Genomic DNA, 19,535 nt, shown 5'->3' with positions numbered 1-19,535 from the left:
CGCGTCTGCGAAAACACAAAAGCCCGCAATCGCGGGCTTTTGTTGATTGGCAGCGCTGGCGCGATCAGTTGTCGCGCGCAGCCTTGGCAGTGTCGGTGAAGTCGCTGAACACGCCATCCACGCCCAGGTTGAAGAACAGCTTGTACTCGGCCTTCGGGTCGCCCTTGAAGTCCGACGCCAGGCGCTTGGCTTCATTGCGGAAGGTGTAGGCGTGCACGAACAGGCCTGCGGCGTGGGCGTCCTTCACCACGGAAGTAGCAGGCATCATCACGCGATCGCGCTCGTCGATTTTGCCGTCGCCGTTCAAGTCGTCGGGCTTGCCGTCCTTGTTGGCGTCCACCTGCTTGGAAGGGATCAGGTATGGCTTCCAGGGGCCAATGCCATCGGCGTAGGTCTTGATTTCCTTCAGGCCTGCAGGGGTCAGCAGGCTGGCAAAGGTGCGCGAGTCGCCGGCCACGGCAAAGTCATAGGGCTTGTCGTAGGGGGCCGTGAGGTCCATGCTGCCATCGGCGTTCACGTCGTTGGCATCCACCAGCTGCACCAGGCGAACCTGGGTCTTGGTGCGCAGGTACTTGAGGTTGGACACCTCGAACGACTGCACGATCACCGGCGATGCCTTGGTGGTGTAACCGTACTTGGCCAGCACGGCCAGCAGGCGGTCTTCCAGCGGCAGGCCCAGCTTGGCGTGGAAGGTGGGGTGCTTGGTTTCAGGGTACACGCCCACGGTGCGGCCGGCCTTGGTGCCTTCGGCCTTGGCCAGGTCGAGCACTTCTTCAAACGTGGGAATCTGGAACTTGCCGTTGTACGACTGGTCACGGTCCGACAGGGGCTGGACGGCGCGCAGGGTCTTGAGTTCGGCCAGGGTGAAGTCAGAGACGAACCAGCCTTCTTCGTTCACGCCGTCCACGTTCTTGGTGGTCTTGCGGCTGGCGAATTCGGGGCGGGTGGCCACGTCGGTGGTACCGGTGATGTTGGGCTCGTGGCGGGCCACCAGCACGCCGTCCTTGGTGGCCACCAGGTCGGGCTCGATGAAGTCGGCACCCATGTCGATGGCGAGCTTGTAGCTTTCAAGCGTGTGGTCAGGCCGGTAGCCGCTGGCGCCGCGGTGGCCAATCACCAAGGGGGTGTCGCCGTTGAGTGTGGGGTAGCTGGGGCTGTCGCTGCCGCCGCAGGCTGCCAACGCCAGGGCTGCCGTCAGCGCCAGGGCCGCAGGACGAATGCTGAATGTGTGCATGAGCGCTTCTCCTCTTGGTATGCGTGTAGTGAACCGGCCGACTGTGGAGGCATTCTGTGACAACACCATGACGGTGCATAGGGGTAAGCACCCTACCTTGGCCGCCGCCATTCACACCCCACGGCGGTGCATTCGAGCACCAATTCAATGCAAAGAAGCCACCCATTCACCAAGCTTGTGCAGATCTTCAGCATGACCTTATGACGCTTTGACATAATGTCGCATTGCAGCATGCAACGGCTGCATTTTTTTGACCTCCACAAGCCTCTTCAACCATGAAATACGACTCCGTTGGCAGCTTCCTTTCGCAGGTGGCTCTTCGCAATCCCGGTCAACCTGAATTCCTGCAAGCTGTCACGGAAGTGATGGAAAGCCTGTGGCCTTTCATCGAGAAGAATCCTCGCTACGCAGAGCAAGGTCTGCTGGAGCGTCTGGTCGAACCCGAGCGCGTGGTGATGTTCCGCGTGTCCTGGACGGACGACCACGGCACCGTGCAGGTCAACCGCGGCTATCGCATCCAGCACAGCATGGCCATTGGCCCCTACAAGGGCGGCCTGCGCTTCCACCCCTCGGTGAACCTGTCGGTGCTGAAGTTCCTGGCTTTTGAACAAACCTTCAAGAACGCGCTGACCACGCTGCCCATGGGCGGCGGCAAGGGCGGATCCGACTTCGACCCCAAGGGCAAGAGCCCCGCAGAAGTCATGCGCTTTTGCCAGGCTTTCGTGACCGAGCTGTACCGCCACGTGGGCCCCGACACCGATGTGCCTGCAGGCGACATCGGCGTAGGTGGCCGCGAAGTGGGCTACATGGCCGGCATGTACAAGAAGCTGGCCAACAACGCTGCCAGCGTGTTCACCGGCAAGGGCCTGAGCTTCGGCGGCTCGCTGATCCGCCCTGAAGCCACGGGCTACGGCACCGTGTACTTTGCCGACGAAATGCTCAAGACCCGCGGCAAGTCCTTCAAGGGCATGCGCGTGTCGGTGTCCGGCTCGGGCAATGTGGCCCAGTACGCCGTCGAAAAGGCCATGGAACTGGGCGCCAAGGTCGTCACCGTGTCCGACTCCAGCGGCACCATCATTGATGAAGACGGCTTCACCCCAGAGAAGCTGGCCATCCTGATGGACGTGAAGAACCACCACTACGGCCGCGTGAGTGACTACGCTGCCCGCACCGGTGTGAAGTTTGAAGCGGGTGTGCGCCCCTGGCATGTGCCCGTGGACATCGCCCTGCCCTGCGCCACGCAGAACGAGCTGGACGAGAACGACGCCCAGCTGCTCATCAAGAACGGCGTGCTGTGCGTGGCTGAAGGCGCGAACATGCCTTCGACCATCGAAGCGGCCAAGGCCTTCGAAGCCGCTGGCGTGCTGTACGCCCCCGGCAAGGCATCCAACGCCGGTGGCGTGGCCACTTCCGGCCTGGAAATGAGCCAGAACGCCATGCGCATGAGCTGGACCCGCGAAGAAGTGGATGCCCGTCTGCTGCATATCATGCAAGGCATCCACGGCGCCTGCCTGAAGTACGGCAAGCGCGCCGATGGAAGCGTGAGCTACATCGACGGCGCCAACGTGGCGGGCTTCGTGAAGGTGGCCGACGCCATGCTGGCACAAGGCGTGGTCTGACGCCAAGTACCGCACAAGGCGCCGAGTGGCGCCTGCCGGTCAACACCAAGGGGCTTCGGCCCCTTTTTTCATGGGCGTGGCGTTGGATATACCGATACCAGTATGCTCACCCGCTGGACGACATGTCAGCAAAGGTAACCCCTTTCCTCAAGTCGTAGACGCGCGCGTGGGAGATGCGCGCGTGGAAATTTTCAGCTTCCTCAATCTCATGGTCGAGAAGGCAGGTTCTGACCTGTTCTTCAGTGTGGGGGCCCCCGTCAACTTGAAGATCGAGGGCATCACCCACCCGCTGAAAATGCCCGCGCTGCGCCTGGGGCAGGTCAAGCAACTGGCCTATTCGATGAATGAGCGCCAGATCAGCGAGTTCGAAGCCAAGATGGAGATGAATCTCTCGATCTCGGCCGAAAACCTGGGGCGCTTCCGGGTGAACGTGTTCGTGCAGCGCGGCGAGACCGGCATGGTGATTCGCTACATCAAGAACAAGATACCGCCCCTGGCGGCCCTGGGCCTGCCGCCTGTGCTGGAAAAGCTGGTGATGCGCAAGCGCGGCCTGGTGCTGGTGACGGGCGCCACGGGTTCGGGCAAATCGACCACGCTGGCGTCCATGCTCAACTACCGCAACGAAAACGCCACGGGCCACATCCTCACCATTGAAGACCCGCTGGAGTTTCTGCACGCCCACAAGCTCTCGGTGGTAGACCAGCGCGAGGTGGGCATTGACACCCATTCGTACGAAGAAGCCCTGAAGAACGCCCTGCGCGAGGCGCCCGACGTGATCATGATCGGCGAAATCCGCGACCGCAACACCATGAAGCAGGCGATTGCCTACGCCGAAACGGGGCACCTGTGCCTGTCCACACTGCACGCCAACAATGCCAACCAGGCGATGGAGCGGGTGATCAACTTCTTCCCCGAAGAAGCGCACCGGCAGTTGCTGGTGGACCTGAGCCTGAACCTGGCGGGCGTGGTATCGCAGCGGCTGATTCCCGGTCTGCACGAAAAGCTGGTGCCGGCGGTGGAAGTGATGCTCAACTCTTCCTACATCTCCGACCTGATCGCCAAAGGCGAGTTCTCGGGCATCAAGGAAGCGATGGCACGCAGCACCGAGATTGGCATGTGCACCTTTGACCAGGCGCTGTACCAGCTCTACACCGAAGACCGTATTTCGCTGGACGAAGCGCTGCACAACGCCGATTCGCGTACCGACCTGGCACTGCGCGTGCGACTGGCAGCGGGGGTTTCGACGCAAGATGTCGGCGATCTGTCCATCGACACATCCTCGCCCATCCAGTCGGCCGCACGGTTGGCTTGACGGCAGGCGCGCTGATGCAGCACTGGCCGTTTCCGCCGTTTTTTCGGGACGCCGCAGGGGATGCCACCCTTGCGGGGGCAGGGGCCATCGTCTTCACCACGGCAGACGAAACCCGCCACGGTGCACTGGAGCGGTTTGACCTTCAGGAACAGCTGACCGTGCTGATGCCGCACGAAGGGGCTGCCGCCATCACGCTGCCTTTCTCGGCCATCAAGAGCATTCAGCTCATGCCGCCCATCGTGCTGACCTCTGACGAGGAACTCACCCGGCGCTACCAGGCGGCTGGCGGGCATGCAGTCAACGCCACGCCTCGCCCCTTCACCGTGCAGTTCACGGATGGCGAACTTTGTGGTGATGCGCGAGTCACCCCGAGGATGAAAAGAACCCCTCTTGTTCTCTCGCTGGCCCTGGTAGCGGCCGTGAGCGTGGGCTGCGCCACGCTTGACGCCAAACAGCGCGAATGGATTTTTCAGCCCAGCGACCGCAGCTGGGGCGGCGCGCAGTCCACCGAAGGCATGCAGGATGTGTGGATTGAATTGCCGACGCAGGCCGACGGCAGGCCCGAGCAACTGCATGGCCTGTGGCTGCCGCAGCCGCAGGCTGATGCGCCCGTGCTGCTGTACCTGCATGGCGCGCGCTGGAACGTGGCGGGCTCGTCCGGCCGCATTCGGCGCATGCACGAGCTGGGCTTTTCGGTGCTGGCGATTGACTACCGGGGCTTTGGTAAAAGCAGCGCCGGGCTGCCGTCTGAAGCGTCTTCCGCCGAGGATGCACGCGCCGCCTGGCAATGGCTGGCCGCCCAATACCCCAACCGCCCCCGCTACATCTTTGGCCACTCGCTGGGCGGCGCCATTGCCATCGAACTGGCGCACCAGGTGCACGACGAACAGGGCACGATGGTGGAAGGCACCTTCACCAGCATTCCTAACGTGGTGAGCACCTTCCGCTGGGGCTGGCTGCCCGTGTCGCCGCTGATCACGCAGCGCTTTGAGTCGGTGCGCAAGGTGGGCGAGATTGGCTCGCCCCTCTTGGTGGTGCACGGCAGCGAAGACCGCCTGATCCAGCCCGCGCTGGGCCGCAAGCTGTACGAGGCCGCCCAGGAACCCAAGCAATTCGTGCTGGTGGAAGGCGGCTCGCACCACAACACAAACGCCATCGGCCAGGGCCAATACCGGCAGGCGATGGCCTCGCTGTTCCGCCTGCCCACGCGCTGAATTCACACCGCGAATCACAAGGCCGCACGGGCCTGCGGCCCGGCACCATCTGGTACGCTCAGCCGGTTATGTCTGCACCTTCCGCCACTGCCGGCGCCGCGCTTCCAACGCCTTCCCGTCCCTCCGCCAGCCTGGCCATCGTGGTGCTGGCGCTGCTGCTGAGCATTCAGCCCGTCACCACCGATTTGTACCTGCCCGCGCTACCCGCCTTGACGCGCGACCTGGGCGCCACCGTGGCAGCGGGGCAGCTCACGCTCAGCGCCCTGCTGCTGGCCTTTGGCTGCTCGCAACTGGTGTGGGGCCCGCTGTCAGACCGCTTTGGCCGCCGCCCTGTGCTGCTGGCGGGCCTGGGCATTTACGCGGCGGCATCGGTGGGCAGCGCCCTGGCACCCAGCATGGCCCTGCTGGTCGTGTGGCGTGTGCTGCAAGGCGCAGCCATGGGCGCGGTGGTGATGTGCGCACGCGCCATCGTGCGCGACCTGTACACCCCGCTGGCCGGTGCGCGTGCCATGTCCAAGGCGCTTACCGGGCTGGGCATCGTGGCCTGCCTGTGCGCCCCCGTGGGTGGCCTGCTGGCACAGTGGCTGGGCTGGCGCGCCGCCCTGCTGGCGCTGACGGTGTACGCCACCGCCACACTGGCCCTGGTGGCCCTGCGCATGCCCGAAACCATTGCCCACAAGAACCCCCAGGCCCTGCAACCCGGCACACTGCTGCGCACCTGGCGCCTGGTGCTGGGCCACCCCAGCTTCTGGGCCTTCACACTGCTCACCACGGCCACCTATGGCGGTCTGTTCACCTTCCTCGCAGCCTCGTCGTTCGTGTTCATCGAAGTGCTGCAGCTCACCCGCACGCAGTACGGCTGGGTGATGCTGTCCACCAGCGTGGCCTACTTCTGCGGCACCTTTGTGTGCCGCTACCTGCTGGCGCGGCTGGGGCTGCGCCGCTCGGTGGCCATTGCCGGGGCCTTGAGCCTGGCTGGTGGCACGGGCCTGGCCCTGGTGGCGTTGGCTGACTCACAAAACCCGGTGGCCCTGCTGGCACCGTTTTACCTGTTCATGGTGGCGCATGGCATTCACCAGCCCTGCGGGCAAACAGGCTCGGTGGCACCATTTCCGCAAGCGGCTGGGGTGGCATCGGCCATGAATGGGTTCGTGATGATGCTTGCCGCCTTTGCCACCGGTGGCTGGGTGGGCTCGCACCTCAATGGCACCGTATGGCCCCTGGTGCAGGGCGTGCTCTTGTGGTCGGTGGTGCTGGGCGCCACGTCCTGGACCTTGGTACAAAAATTTGGAGAACCGCGACATGCTGCCTGAACACCTGCCCAACCTTGCGCTGGCAGGCCCCACCGCATCGGGCAAAACCGCCGGGGCGCTGGCCCTGGCCGCCGTGCTGGGGCGGCGCATGCCGGTCGAGATCATCAGCGTCGATTCGGCCCTGGTGTACCGGGGCATGGACATTGGCACCGCCAAGCCCACGGCGGCAGAGCGAGCCGCCGTGCCCCACCACCTCATCGACATCCGCGACCCGCTGCAGGCCTACAGCGCTGCCGAGTTTGTGCAAGACGCCACGCGCCTCATTGCCGAGATCCGCGCCCGTGGTGCCCTGCCCCTGCTGGTGGGCGGCACCATGCTTTACTTCAAGGCGCTGCTGGACGGCATTGACGACATGCCCGCCGCCAACCCCGAGGTGCGTGCCCAGCTCGAAGCCCAGGCCCAGGCCATCGGCTGGCCCGGCATGCACGCCGAGCTGGCCAAGGTAGACCCCACCACCGCCGCCCGCCTGGCACCGGGCGACAGCCAGCGCATTCAGCGCGCACTGGAGGTGTGGCATGTGTCAGGCCAGCCGCTGTCGAGCTTTCACACTACAAAAAAAGGAGCATCCAGCGAAAGCGCAGCAAGCGCTACAGCCCTTTTTTCCTTAGAACCAAACAACCGTGCCTGGCTGCACGAACGCATTGCCCAGAGGTTTGACGCCATGCTGGCGGCAGGCTTCATGGACGAGGTACGCGCCCTGCGTGCGCGCGGCGACCTGCATGCCGACCTGCCATCGATGCGCTGCGTGGGTTACCGCCAGGCATGGGAAGAGCTGGACTACCAGGCCCGCAAGGGGCCCGATGCGCCGCTGAACATCGCCCACTTCCGCGAGCGCGGCATCGTCGCCACGCGCCAGTTGGCCAAACGCCAGGTGACATGGCTGCGCAGCATGCCCGAACGCCACGCCATTGCCTGCGACCACCCCACCGCCGTGGCCGAGCTGGTGCAAGCCGTGCTGCTTCGGCTGGACCAGGCAGAGCGCAACGCCGCCACTGCCTGACCTGTCACCCATGCCCACCCACAGCACGCTTACCGTCCAGCACCTGGGCAAGCACTACGGCGGCACGCCCGTGTTTGCCCAGGTCCACTTCGCCGTGCAGCCCGGCGAGTTTGTCGCCATCGTGGGCGACTCGGGGGTGGGCAAATCCACCCTGCTCAACTGCCTGGCGGGGCTGGACCAGTGGGACGAAGGCGACATCACTTACACCGCCGCCAATGGCACCGCCACCCGGCTGGCCGATTTGGACGACACCGCCCGCGCCCTGTGGCGCCGCGCCCATGTGGGGTTTGTGTTCCAGGCCTTTCACGTGCTGCCGCACCTGGACGTGGCGCAGAACGTGGCCCTGCCGCTGATGCTGCTGGGTCAGACAGACCCCGCCCGCGTGCAGGCCATGCTCGATGCCGTGGGCCTGGGCGCACTGGGCACCCGGCTGCCGCAACAACTCAGCGGTGGTCAACTGCAGCGCGTGGCCATTGCCCGCGCCCTGGTGCACCGCCCCGGCCTGCTGCTGGCCGACGAGCCCACGGGCAACCTCGACCCCACCACCGCCGCGCTAGTCATGGACTTGCTGCTCGCCCAGACGCGCGAGCAAGGGGCCTCGCTGGTGCTGGTCACCCACTCTGACGCTGCCGCTGCGCGGGCCGACCGCGTGCTGCGCCTGACGGCCAGCGGCATGGTGGGCTGAAGCCCTCGGTTACTCGATGTGCAGGCGCTGCGCGTTGCTGGCCTGCTTCTTGGGCAGGGTCAGCGTCAGCACGCCGTTGTCGTACTTGGCCTTGGCCTGGCTGGCGTCCACATCGGCGGGCAGCGCAAAGCTGCGGGCCACCTGGCCAAAGTAGCGCTCTGAGCGCAGCACCTTTTCGCCGTCTGTTTGCTGGTCGTGCTGGCGCACCTCGGCGCGCAGGCTCACCACATTGCCTTCCAGCGAGACATGAATGTCTTCCTTGGCCACGCCGGGCACCTCGGCGTGCACGGTGTAGCCGCCATCAGACTCTTTCACATCCACTTTGATCTGTGCAGGCGAGGGCAGGCCGTCGCCGTGCAGCGGGCGCACGTAAAAACCCGGCGCCACATCTTTGAAGAACTCGTCCAGCAAACTGCCGCCACGGGGAATCAGAGAACTCATGGTGATGCTCCTTGAAAGTTGTGTGGAATTCAACATCTCTGGCGCACGGCTGGCACCAGACCTGCAGGCAGCCAGAGGCAGAAACCTCCACCACCTTCCCTTCCAATTTACGGCCCGCGTTCTGCCATTTCAAGAGCCCCTGCCGGGCCAACATGCGCGGGTTGATGTGCCTCAAAAAGCCCCAGTCACCGCCCCGCGCAGGTCGGCCTGCACAATGCCCGCATGCTCGCACTGCTTCGCACCTTCTCGTGGCAAGACCTGCGCCACCACCCCTGGCGCAGCGCAGCCGCCGTGGCCGCCGTCATGCTGGGCGTGGCGCTGGCGTTTGCCGTGCATGTCATCAACGCATCGGCGCTGGACGAGTTCTCGCAGGCCGTGCGCGCCGTGAACGGCCAGCCCGACCTGGAAGTGCGCGCCATGCAGGGCACGCTGGGCGAGGACCTGTTTGCCCAGATCGCCCCCCACCCCGACGTAGCCCGCGCCAACCCGGTGCTGGAAGCCACGGCCATGGCCAGCCCGGCGGTGCAGACCAGCCCGGCCACAGCCCCCACCGCCCTGCGCCTGCTGGGGGCCGATGCCCTGCTGCTGCCCGCCATGGCCCCAGCCCTCATGCCCAGGCCATGGGAAGGCGCGGCGCGTGATGCCCTCTTTGCCCCCGCCACCGTTTACCTCAACCCCGCTGCGCTACAGTCGCTGGGCGTGCCGCCCGAGGGCAGCCAGCCCCGCCCCACGCTGCAACTGCAAACCGGCCTGCGCACCCTGGCCGTGCAAGTCGCAGGCACCGTGAGCGCCCCCGGCGCACCGCTGGCGGTGATGGACATTGGCGCCGCGCAAGACCTGCTGGGCCGCGTGGGCCAGCTCACCCGCATCGACCTGCAACTGCAGCCCGGCACCGACCGCAGCGCCTTGAAACAAGCGCTGCAAGCCCTGCCCGGCTGGCCCGCTCAAGCCACGCTGGCCGAGCCCGGCGATGCGGCGCAGCGGGTGAGCAACCTCTCGCGCGCCTACCGCGTCAACCTGACCGTGCTGGCGCTGGTGGCGCTGTTCACCGGGGCGTTTTTGGTGTTCTCGGTGCTGGCCCTCAGCGTGGCGCAGCGCGGGCCGCAGTTTGCGCTGCTGGCCGTGCTGGGTGCCACGCCGCGCCAGCGGCTGGCGCTGGTGCTGGCCGAATCGGCGCTGCTGGGCGTGGTGGGCAGCCTGGCCGGGCTGGCAATGGGCACGGCCCTGGCCAGCGCGGCACTGCAGTTACTGGGCGGTGACCTGGGCGGTGGCTACTTTGCCGGGGTGCAGCCCCGCCTGCAGTGGAGCTTGAGCGCCGCCCTGCTCTACGGCAGCCTGGGCGTGGCCGCCGCCGTGGCAGGCGGCTGGTGGCCCGCCCGCGCCGCGCAGGCCCTGCCGCCCGCGCAGACCCTGAAAGGCCTGGGCAGTGCCAGCGGGCGCGCCGGGCGGGGCTGGGTTGGTATGTTTTTGATAGCTGCTAGCGCTGTATTGGCGGCGCTTCCGCCCATTTTTGGCATCCCATTGGCGGCCTACGTGGCGATTGGCCTGCTGCTGGTGGGCGGCATTGCCCTGCTGCCCTGGGGCGTGGCCTGGCTGCTGCAGCGGCTGCAGCCGCTGGCAGCGCGCCACCCGCTCACCCTGCTGGCGCTGGAGCGTGCCCGCCGCATGCGCGGCACCGCCGCCATTGCCGTGGGCGGCGTGGTGGCTAGCCTGAGCCTGGCCGTGGCGCTGACGGTGATGGTGGCCAGCTTTCGCGGCTCGGTCATCCAGTGGCTGGACGCGGTGCTGCCCTCGCCGCTGTACGTGCGCTCGCCCCTGCAAGCCGCGGGCGGCGACGCCGCCCTGCTGCCCCCCGGCTTTGCCGAAGCCGTGGCCCGTCTGCCGGGCGTGGACAAGGTATCGCCCCTGCGCACCAGCCCCCTGCAGCTGAGCGCTGCCCGCCCCGCCCTCACCGTGCTCAGCCGCCCGCTGGGCACCGACCCCGCCCAGGTGCTGCCCCTCACCGGCGCCGCCCTGCCCGTGCCTGCCGGGCAGATCGGCGTGTATGTGAGCGAAGCGGTGGTGGACCTGTATGGCGTGCGACCCGGCCAGGCGTGGCCCGAGCTTTCCAAGGCTTTTATGCCTGCAACGCCCGCTAATCAAGCGCAGGCAGCTACGTTTTTTATAGCAGGCGTGTGGCGCGACTATGTGCGCCAGACCGGCGCCATCACCCTGGACAGCGCCGCCTACCAGCGCCTGACCGGCGACACCCGCATCAGCGACCTGGCCCTGTGGCCTGCCGACGGGGTGGACATGGCCGCACTGCAAAGCCGCATTCGCAGCGCAGCGCAGCAAGCCAGCGCGGCAACGCCAACGGGCACCAGCGACTCGGGTGCCGCCAACCACAGCGCGGATGGCAATCCGCCCCTGGTCGAATTTGTCTCCGCCCAATCCATCCGCGAACGCTCGCTGCAAATCTTTGACCGCAGCTTCGCCGTCACCTACTGGCTGCAGGCCGTGGCCATCGGCATCGGCCTCTTCGGCGTGGCCGCCAGCTTCAGCGCCCAGGTGCTGGCCCGCCGCAAAGAATTCGGCCTGCTCGCCCACCTGGGCCTCACCCGCCGCCAGATCCTGGCGGTGGTGGCGGGCGAAGGCGCAGCGTGGACGGGCATTGGGGCCATCGCTGGCGTGCTGCTGGGCCTGGCCGTGTCCGTGGTGCTGGTGTATGTGGTCAACCCGCAGAGCTTTCACTGGACGATGGAGATGAACATCCCCGCGCCGCGCTTGTGGGCGCTGTGCGCTGCGGTGGTGGTGTCGGGGACGGTGACGGCGTGGCTGGCTGGAAGGGCGGCGGCGGGGAGGGATGCGGTGATGGCGGTGAAGGAGGATTGGTGAGACAGCCCTTCCCATGGCTCGCCGTTTGCGCAGACACACCGAGATGCGCTGAACGAATCGCAACCCCCATGCGCCGCCCCACACCTTGACCGCCCTGCAGGTACTCACTACCCTGAGGCCCTCCAACCACTGAGGGAGCCACCGATGAATCTTCGACCTGCCCTGCTGACCGCTGCCCTTTTGCTGTCGGCCAACGCGTTTGCGAACAACCCTGCTTTGTCGAAAGACGAATTCGACCAAATGATCGCCCAGCCCTTCAAAGCCACCAATGGCAAAAGCGGCTTGATCGTGGAAATCCACCTGAAGCCCGATAACTCCGCAGTTGCCCGCAAGGGCTACAACGACATCGGCACCTGGCGCAGAAACGGCGACGCCGGGTATTGCGTGCGCTGGAACAAACAGCGCGTGGAGGAGCGCTGCACCAACTTCGTCAAACAGGACGGGAAGGTGCTGGGCGTGGTTCCGCCCGGCGATGTGACTTGGTGGATTGAACGCGCTGAGTAGGCGCTGCGGCTTGCACGCTGGGGGCAAGCCTCTTTCCGGGAGGTGCCTACTGCGCTACATCGTCGCCTCATCCGGCGCGCGCTCATGACCCATCGGCAGGTGACAGCGAAAAGGCTGTGACTCTGCCGAGTCTGCGCCCCAACATGGTATGGCCCGAAATTTCTAACGATTTGTGCCTGTAGCGCGCTATGCAAAAGCGCAGGCAGCTATTTTTTCATAGCATTCGAAGGCACTGTGACGCGAGCCAGATCGGAAGCGTCGGCATCCGCTGTCTCAACCTAGCTGGCAGCACAGGCGCGGCGCTGGGCCTGGCGGTTTGGCGTGAAACGGATGAGGTTCTAAAGAAGCTCCAACCTTGAGGCCACCAATCAACACTACCGAAGCAAGTTGGCCAAAGCCCGCGGAGCTACAGTCGCACGTTCGCTACGACTGCATGACCGAACGCCATCTGAATCTTTCAGATAAGTAAATGTCTACAGACTGCTTTTTGGCCGTCTGTCCGAGAATCACTCCCATGACCTTCCCCTCCCCCTGGCTCCACGAAGCCATCGCCCGCATCGAAGCCGATTACCAACGCAGCGCCGATACCCACCTGATCCCGCTGCGCCTGCTCGCCTTTGCTGCGCACGGCATTGACCTGTACCTCAAAGACGAATCCACGCACCCCACGGGCAGCCTGAAGCACCGGCTGGCGCGGTCGCTGTTTTTGTACGCGCTGTGCAATGGCTGGCTGCATGAGGGCTCGACGGTGGTGGAGGCGTCGAGCGGCTCCACGGCGGTGAGCGAGGCCTACTTTGCGCGGCTGCTGGGCTTGCCGTTTGTGGCGGTGATGCCGCGCAGCACCTCGCCCGAGAAGATTGCGCAAATCGAGTTTCACGGTGGGCGCTGTCACCTGGTGGAGAGTGCGGGTGAGGTGTATGCCGCAGCCCGCGCCGTGGCGGCGGAGACGGGCGGGCATTACATGGACCAGTTCACCTATGCCGAGCGGGCCACCGACTGGCGGGGCAACAACAACATTGCCGAGAGCATGTTCACCCAGATGGCGCGCGAGCGGCACCCCGTGCCGCGCTGGATTGTGGTGGGCGCAGGCACGGGCGGCACCAGCGCCACCATTGGCCGCTATGTGCGCTATCAGCGGCACGCCACGCAGGTGTGCGTGGCCGACCCGGCGGGCTCGGTGTTCAGCGCCTACCACCGCACGGGCGATGCCAGCCTGACGGCCCCCGGCTCGCGCATCGAGGGCATTGGCCGCCCACGGGTGGAGCCCAGCTTTGTCCGCACGCTGGTAGACCGCATGGTGGATGTAGCGGATGTGGATTCGGTGGCAGCGATGCGGGTGCTGTCGCAACTGCTGGGGCGGCGCGTGGGGCCATCCACCGGCACCAACTTTGTGGCGATGCTCACGCTGGCGCATGAGATGCGCGAGCGGGGCGAGAGCGGCTCCATCTTGTCACTGCTGTGCGATGCGGGGGAGCGGTATTTGCCCACGTACTACAACTGCGACTGGGTGCACCAGACGATGGGCGACTGCGCCAGCGCAGAGCAGCGCCTGAACGCGCTGCTGGCCTGACGCCATGGCTGGCTTGCCCCCTTGGCCACAGCCCCCCACAGCGGCGGGCATGCCACCACGCTTTGCCCGGCGGCAGTGGCTGGCCTGGGCATTGGCCGTGGCCGGTGCCACCACGGCGCGTGATGGCTTGGCGTTGCCAGCGAAGACCTTGCGGTTTCCGCGCGACCACGGCAGCCACCCTGACCTGCGCACCGAGTGGTGGTACATCACCGGGCACGCGTTTGCGGATGGGCGGCCATGGGGGTTTCAGGTGACGTTTTTCCGCTCGCGCATGGATGCCACACAAACCATGCGCTCAGCGTTTGCCGCCAAGCAGCTGCTGTTTGCCCACGCAGCCATTACCGATGTGCAGGGGCAAAAGCTGCTGCACGACCAGCGCGTGGCGCGCGCCGGGTTTGGCGTGGCTGAAGCCAGCGAAGCCGACACGGCGGTGCGACTGCGCGACTGGAGCTTGCTGCGGCAGAACGCGCCGAGCCCTGGCGCGGATGCAACTGCGAGCCGCTATACCGCACGGATCACGGGTGAGCAATTTGGCTTGCAATTGCAGTTTGAATCCACCCAACCCTTGTTGCTGCAAGGGCAGCGGGGTTTGTCGCGCAAGGGGCCGTTGGCCGAGCAGGCCAGCTACTACTACAGCCAGCCCCAGCTGGCCGTGAGCGGCAGCATGGTGGTGGGCGGCCGCACCCTGCCCATTGATCCCACCCGGCCCGCACGCGCCTGGATGGACCATGAATGGAGCGAAGCCCTGCTGGCAGACGATGCAGTGGGGTGGGACTGGATCGGGATGAACCTGCACGACGGCAATGCGCTCACGGCCTTCCAGCTGCGGCGCGCCGATGGATCGGCGCTGTGGGCTGGTGGATCGTTCAGAGGCGCGGGCCAGATAACGCCACAGGTGTTCTCAGCCACCGACGTATCGTGGCGCCCGCTGCGGTGGTGGACCAGCCCCCAAAGCGACGCCCGCTACCCAGTGCAGTGGGAGGTGCAAACCCCGGTCGGCACCTACACGGTGAATGCATTGCTGGATGCGCAAGAGCTGGACAGCAGTGCGTCCACCGGCGCAGTGTATTGGGAGGGGTTGTCGGATCTGACCCATGCCAATGGCCAAGCGGCAGGCCGTGGTTATCTGGAGATGACGGGGTACACCAAGGCTATGCGGCTGTAGCGGAAATGCCTTTGGGCCAACCCCAGCGCGGTGGGTTAAGCCATGCCCGAAAAAAAGAGCCTGGGGCTGGTAGCCGCAGGCTCTTTGAACGGCGCGCCACCACGCGCCCAACGTGAAGAACTCAGTCCTGGCTCAAAGCCAAAGCCTTCCCCCGTTGGGGTGCAGCGCTGCTACCCCATGAACCAGCGGTGCCGTTGTCAAGCTTGAAGCCTGCTACGGCTTCTGCCAGTGCCACCGCCTGGTGTTGCAGCGATTGCGCGGCAGCGGTGGCTTCTTCCACCAGGGCAGCGTTTTGCTGGGTGGCCTGGTCCATCAGCGTCACGGCGCTGCCCACCTCGGCAAAGCCTGTGCTTTGCTCCTGGCTGGCCAGGCTGATGTCGGCCACGATGGTGGTGACCTTGCGCACGCTTTCCACCACCTTGTCCATGGTGGCGCCAGCCTCTTGCACCAGCTTGCTGCCTGCCTCCACTTGCGAGGCCGATTCGCTGATCAGCTCCTTGATCTCCTTGGCGGCTGTGGCGCTGCGCTGGGCCAGCGTGCGCACCTCAGACGCCACCACGGCGAAGCCGCGACCTTGCTCACCCGCGCGGGCAGCCTCCACGGCCGCGTTCAAGGCGAGGATGTTGGTCTGGAAAGCAATGCCGTCAATGACACCAATGATGTCCACGATCTTGCGGGCCGATGCATCGATGCCCCCCATGGTCTCCACCACCTGGCCCACCACCGTGCTGGCGTGCGAAGCCACTTGCGAAGCGCCAGTGGCCAGCTCGTTGGCTTGACGGGCATTGGCGGCGTTTTGCTGCACCGTAGCCGTCAGCTCTTCCATGGCGGCGGCGGTTTCTTCCAGCGAGCCTGCTTGCTGTTCAGTGCGTGCCGACAAATCCTGGTTGCCGCTGGCAATCTCGGTCGAGGCCAAGCGCACCGACTCCGAAGATTCGCGGATGCTGACCAGCACCTTGGCGATCTTGTCCACGAACTGGTTGAACGACGTGGCAATGGCGGCCAGCTCGTCCTTGCCCTGGGTTTCCAGACGGCGTGTGAGATCGCCCTCACCCGATGCGATGTCACGCAGCGCATCGCTGACCAGGCCCAGACGACGCAGCTGGCGGCTCACGGCCACTGTCAGCAGTGCCACAGCCACCAAGACGCTGAGCACGGTGATCAGGCCAGCGATCTGCAGCATCACGGTGACGGCATGGGTGGCTTCGGCGCGATCGATGGCAATGGCCAGGGTCCATGGAGTGCCTTCCACCTTGGCTGCGTAGAGCATCTGGTCTGCGCCGTCGATCAACACATCGGCACGCGTGCTGTCAGAGGCCAGGTTCGTGAGCATGCCAGCATCAATGCCTTTGGCAATTTCTGAGGCGGGCTTCAGGGCCAGATCCGCCTTGGGGTGGGCCAGCAGTTTGCCTTCCCCATCAATCAGGAAGGCAAAGCTCTTGGAGATGGGACGAATGGCGGCCACTTTTTTGGTCACCGTGTCCAGATGCATGTCGGTACCCACCTCAGCCGTGGGTTGACCTGCGGGGCCTACGGGTTCAGCGAAGGTGATGGTGAGCTTGCCAGGCTCGCGTCCACATAGGCAGGCGTCAGCACCGGCGCACCGGCCTGCGCTGCCTGCTTGTACCAAGGCCGGGCGGTGCCGTCGTAGCCCTCGGGCATGGGGTGGTCAAAGATATTGCGCTTGTCGGCTTACACAAAATACGTGTCGTCGAACGCGCCGGCCTGTTTGGCGGCCCGCAAAAATGGCAAAGGCTCTGACTGGCCCACCGCCAGTTTCAGGGAGCCCGTAATACGTTGCTTCTCACGCACCCATTCCGCCAACTCGTTGGCGTGTGATCGGGTGACCTGCCCCACCCGGTGATCGAGCTGCGTCAGCGTGTCCTTGCGCACCATGAAAAAGGTGGCCAGGGCCAGCGTCAAAAGAGAGAAAACGGTGATTGCTACGCAAATAGCGATCAATCTGGCGCGCAGGGTTTGAAACACATCACCAACTGAAGTGTGTAAGCATTTGCAAATTATGAAGTTCCCCCGCCTGCATGTATCTACGCATTTCCACGACTTCAGGATGGTTGCTGCGCGGATGCGAGCGGCCGATCTGACGGCACGCTACCGCTCGCAAGATACCGATATAAGGCCAAACCCCACAACGGCGGGCCTAAGCTGGGCATAAAAGGAAGAGATGGCGCGAACAGCTTCGGTGCAGACAGCACCCCACCGTGCTGGATACGCACAGTGGCAGAGCTCTTGCACCACGCCCGGCCCTCCCCCCTCGAAAGCAGCGGCGCAGACCCGGGCAAGCGTCTATTGCAGTGGCTCTTTCAGTGCTGGGGGCAGCGGCAGCACCGGAATGCCCTCTTCCAGCAGCTGCAGCGTTTGATCAATGTTTGCTTGCCCACGAATGGGGCGTTGGTCAGCTTCACCCCAATGCATTTTTCGGGCTTCTTCGGTGAAGCGTTCGCCCACATCCTCAGACTGAGCAACAGCTTGCCGCATCCGCTGCAGCCACGCCGCAGCCTGCGAAGCGTCTGAGGGTAGCTGAGGCGGTGGCGAAGGTTCGGCGGTGGGCACCTGCGCACTGGCTGACGCCGAAGCGCGCAAATTCAGGCGCGGAGCGCTGAGGCGTTTTTGTATCTGGTCATCCCCACACAGAGGGCACTGAACCAGCCCTTTGCCAAGCTGGGACTGGAAGTCTTCCTCTGACGCAAACCAGCCTTCAAAGACATGTTCGCTACGGCAGTGCAGATCCAACACCTTCATGGTGACAGTCGCTCAGAAGGAAAAAGCTCGGCAGGCTTAGCTATGGCGGCGCAAAAGGTACCGGTACACAAAGCCCGGAAACGCCAGCGTGAGAAACAAGGTACCGGTGATGGCGTAGAACTCCCACCCCTGGGGAGCATTCTGGCCAGCACGACGCTCCAGCAACATCGCAAAGCCGCCCACCAGAAAGTACAAGACGACCAGTTCCACCAAACGGATGAGCAACCCTTTGCGAGGCGAAGCCACAGGCCCCACCAACGCCACCCGGTGGTTGAGGAAAGGCAAGTTGGCCGCCACCAGAGCAGCCAAAATCACCAGCCAAATGGCACCGGTCTGTGACACAGACGCCTCAGGTCGCCAGGGCGCGGACGATAGCGTCAGCGCACAGTGCCATCAAACCGCCTGGCAACAAGCCCAACACCAGCACCAGTGCGCCGTTCAAAGTCAAGACAAACCGAACGTCGAGCGGAGCGGATACGCTGGTGGCGGTCAATGGCGCGTCGAAATACATCACCTTCACGACGCGCAGGTAATAGAACGCACCGATCAGCGACATGACCACGGCAAACACGGCCAGCGCGATATAAGCGGTCTGCCCAGAAGCCAGCAACGACTGCAGCACCGCCAGCTTGGCGTAGAAGCCCACCAGTGGAGGAATACCAGCCATGGAGAACAGGCAGATAGCCATCACACCTGCGTACAAGGGGCTGCGCTGGTTGAGACCCGCCAGATCCGAGATCTCTTCGCTTTCAAAACCTTCGCGAGCCAACAGCAGAATGACACCGAAGGTGGCCAAGGTAGTCAACACGTAGGTCACGACGTAGAACATCGAAGCGCTGTATGCGTTCTCCGCCACGGCCGAATTCACCTGCCCGTTGATCACCCCGGACAGCAGACCCAGCAACACAAAGCCCATTTGGGAAATGGTCGAGTACGCCAGCATCCGTTTGAGATTGGTCTGCGCGATGGCGGCCAGATTACCAATCAACAGCGAGCCGATGGCGAGCACCGCCAACATTTGCTGCCAATCGATGGCCAAAGGCAGCAGTCCGTCTACCAGCAAGCGCATGGTGATGGCGAACGCAGCCAGCTTGGGTGCGCTACCGATCATCAGTGTGATGGCTGTGGGAGCACCTTGGTACACATCAGGAATCCACATGTGGAAGGGAACCACACCCAGCTTGAAGGCCAAGCCAGCCACGACAAACACCAAACCGAACACCAGCACCTGGTGCTTGACCTGACCCGAAAGCACGGCCTTGAACACTTGCCCGATATCCAAAGAACCTGTGGCGCCGTAGAGCATGGACAGGCCGTAGAGCAAGAAACCGCTGGCCATGGCACCCAGCACGAAATACTTCATGGCCGCTTCGGTCGCGGTCGCATTGTCGCGGCGCAAGGCCACCAGGGCGTAGCTGGACAGCGTCAGCAGCTCCAAGCCCAGGTAAATGACCAGGAAGTTGTTGCCTGAGATCATGATGAACATGCCCAGCAAGGCAAACATCGACAGCGTGAACATTTCGCCGCCGCGCAGCATGTCGCGGTCTGCAGCGTAGGGGCGTGAGTAGACCAAGGTCACCATGACTGCAATCGTGGCAAAGCACTTGAGCCAATTGCCCATGGCGTCACTGACCACCATGTTGCCGAAACCATAAAAGGTGTTGCCACTGCTGGCGTAGACACCTTCGAGGGCAGCCACCACAGCCAGTGTCAGCATGGTCAGCACATAGGTTGCCGTGCGACGGGGGCTCTTCACCCACAGGTCAACCAGCGCGATCACGCAGGCCATCACAAGAAGCACGATCTCGGGGTAGACCGCAAGCCAGCTGATGTTGTCAATCATC

At 64.6% G+C, this 19,535-nt stretch carries 15 protein-coding genes and 1 pseudogene; 10 read left to right on the top strand and 6 right to left on the bottom strand.

The genetic code is table 11. The features are described from left to right. Nucleotides 1-64: 64 nt before the first annotated feature. Nucleotides 65-1,234: a glycerophosphodiester phosphodiesterase gene (locus IHV84_RS05820; RefSeq protein ID WP_198846186.1), complete on the bottom strand. Its 1,170-nt coding sequence runs from the start codon at nucleotides 1,232-1,234 to the stop codon at nucleotides 65-67. Nucleotides 1,235-1,509: 275 nt separating this feature from the next. Between IHV84_RS05820 and gdhA the strand changes: the two genes are divergently transcribed. The 6 genes from gdhA (at nucleotide 1,510) to IHV84_RS05790 (ending at nucleotide 8,377) form a co-directional block, all read left to right on the top strand. Continuing rightward, the gene (gene gdhA, locus IHV84_RS05815) at nucleotides 1,510-2,853 is read left to right on the top strand and encodes an NADP-specific glutamate dehydrogenase (RefSeq protein WP_198846185.1); all 1,344 of its coding nucleotides are present in this window, start codon (nucleotides 1,510-1,512) and stop codon (nucleotides 2,851-2,853) included. Between the two features lie 181 nt (nucleotides 2,854-3,034). Further along, nucleotides 3,035-4,165, top strand: coding sequence for a PilT/PilU family type 4a pilus ATPase (locus IHV84_RS05810; protein ID WP_198846184.1), 1,131 nt, complete (start codon nucleotides 3,035-3,037; stop codon nucleotides 4,163-4,165). 374 nt (nucleotides 4,166-4,539) lie between these two features. Next, a complete protein-coding gene (locus IHV84_RS05805; RefSeq protein ID WP_066789461.1) occupies nucleotides 4,540-5,379 on the top strand; it encodes an alpha/beta hydrolase in 840 nt (279 codons plus the stop codon). Nucleotides 5,380-5,447: 68 nt separating this feature from the next. Beyond that, nucleotides 5,448-6,692, top strand: a complete 1,245-nt coding sequence (locus IHV84_RS05800; protein WP_198846183.1) for a multidrug effflux MFS transporter — start codon at nucleotides 5,448-5,450, stop codon at nucleotides 6,690-6,692. Continuing rightward, complete coding sequence (gene miaA / locus IHV84_RS05795) at nucleotides 6,682-7,692, top strand: tRNA (adenosine(37)-N6)-dimethylallyltransferase MiaA (protein ID WP_198846182.1); 1,011 nt, start codon at nucleotides 6,682-6,684, stop codon at nucleotides 7,690-7,692. Before IHV84_RS05800 ends, miaA begins: the two co-directional genes overlap by 11 nt. A 10-nt stretch (nucleotides 7,693-7,702) precedes the next feature. Continuing rightward, entirely contained in the window at nucleotides 7,703-8,377 is a 675-nt protein-coding gene (locus tag IHV84_RS05790) for an ABC transporter ATP-binding protein (protein ID WP_066696238.1), read from the top strand. A gap of 9 nt (nucleotides 8,378-8,386) precedes the next feature. On the opposite strand, the gene IHV84_RS05785 is transcribed toward IHV84_RS05790, so the two are convergent. Beyond that, nucleotides 8,387-8,818, bottom strand: coding sequence for an Hsp20/alpha crystallin family protein (locus tag IHV84_RS05785; RefSeq protein ID WP_198846181.1), 432 nt, complete (start codon nucleotides 8,816-8,818; stop codon nucleotides 8,387-8,389). 222 nt (nucleotides 8,819-9,040) lie between these two features. On the opposite strand from IHV84_RS05785, the gene IHV84_RS05780 reads away from it, so the two are divergent. The 4 genes from IHV84_RS05780 to IHV84_RS05765 all read left to right on the top strand — a co-directional run bounded on the left by IHV84_RS05780 (nucleotide 9,041) and on the right by IHV84_RS05765 (nucleotide 14,931). Continuing rightward, on the top strand, nucleotides 9,041-11,692 hold the full coding sequence (locus IHV84_RS05780) for an FtsX-like permease family protein (protein WP_198846180.1): 2,652 nt from the start codon (nucleotides 9,041-9,043) through the stop codon (nucleotides 11,690-11,692). Between the two features lie 144 nt (nucleotides 11,693-11,836). Then, nucleotides 11,837-12,196 carry a hypothetical protein gene (locus tag IHV84_RS05775; RefSeq protein WP_198846179.1) on the top strand — a complete coding sequence of 120 codons (360 nt, stop codon included), beginning with the start codon at nucleotides 11,837-11,839 and terminating at the stop codon, nucleotides 12,194-12,196. Between the two features lie 514 nt (nucleotides 12,197-12,710). Further along, on the top strand, nucleotides 12,711-13,766 hold the full coding sequence (locus tag IHV84_RS05770; RefSeq protein ID WP_198846178.1) for a PLP-dependent cysteine synthase family protein: 1,056 nt from the start codon (nucleotides 12,711-12,713) through the stop codon (nucleotides 13,764-13,766). 49 nt (nucleotides 13,767-13,815) lie between these two features. Beyond that, nucleotides 13,816-14,931, top strand: a complete 1,116-nt coding sequence (locus tag IHV84_RS05765) for a lipocalin-like domain-containing protein (protein ID WP_198846252.1) — start codon at nucleotides 13,816-13,818, stop codon at nucleotides 14,929-14,931. Between the two features lie 121 nt (nucleotides 14,932-15,052). Here the strand turns inward: IHV84_RS05765 and IHV84_RS20660 are convergent. The 4 genes and pseudogenes from IHV84_RS20660 to nuoN all read right to left on the bottom strand — a co-directional run bounded on the left by IHV84_RS20660 (nucleotide 15,053) and on the right by nuoN (nucleotide 19,534). Then, nucleotides 15,053-16,917: pseudogene (locus IHV84_RS20660) on the bottom strand (methyl-accepting chemotaxis protein). 318 nt (nucleotides 16,918-17,235) lie between these two features. Then, on the bottom strand, nucleotides 17,236-17,691 hold the full coding sequence (locus tag IHV84_RS05755; RefSeq protein WP_066691290.1) for a DUF1178 family protein: 456 nt from the start codon (nucleotides 17,689-17,691) through the stop codon (nucleotides 17,236-17,238). Between the two features lie 36 nt (nucleotides 17,692-17,727). Beyond that, entirely contained in the window at nucleotides 17,728-18,033 is a 306-nt protein-coding gene (locus IHV84_RS05750; RefSeq protein ID WP_044401380.1) for a DUF2818 family protein, read from the bottom strand. Nucleotides 18,034-18,040: 7 nt separating this feature from the next. Continuing rightward, nucleotides 18,041-19,534, bottom strand: coding sequence for an NADH-quinone oxidoreductase subunit NuoN (gene nuoN, locus IHV84_RS05745; RefSeq protein ID WP_044401377.1), 1,494 nt, complete (start codon nucleotides 19,532-19,534; stop codon nucleotides 18,041-18,043). Between the last annotated feature and the right edge of the window lies 1 nt (nucleotide 19,535).

Origin of the sequence: Acidovorax sp. IB03, assembly GCF_016406015.1 — a bacterium.
Taxonomy (GTDB): Bacteria; Pseudomonadota; Gammaproteobacteria; order Burkholderiales; family Burkholderiaceae_C; genus Acidovorax; species Acidovorax temperans.
Note: the sequence above shows the minus strand (reverse complement) of the source record. Positions and strands in the feature narration are given on the sequence as shown.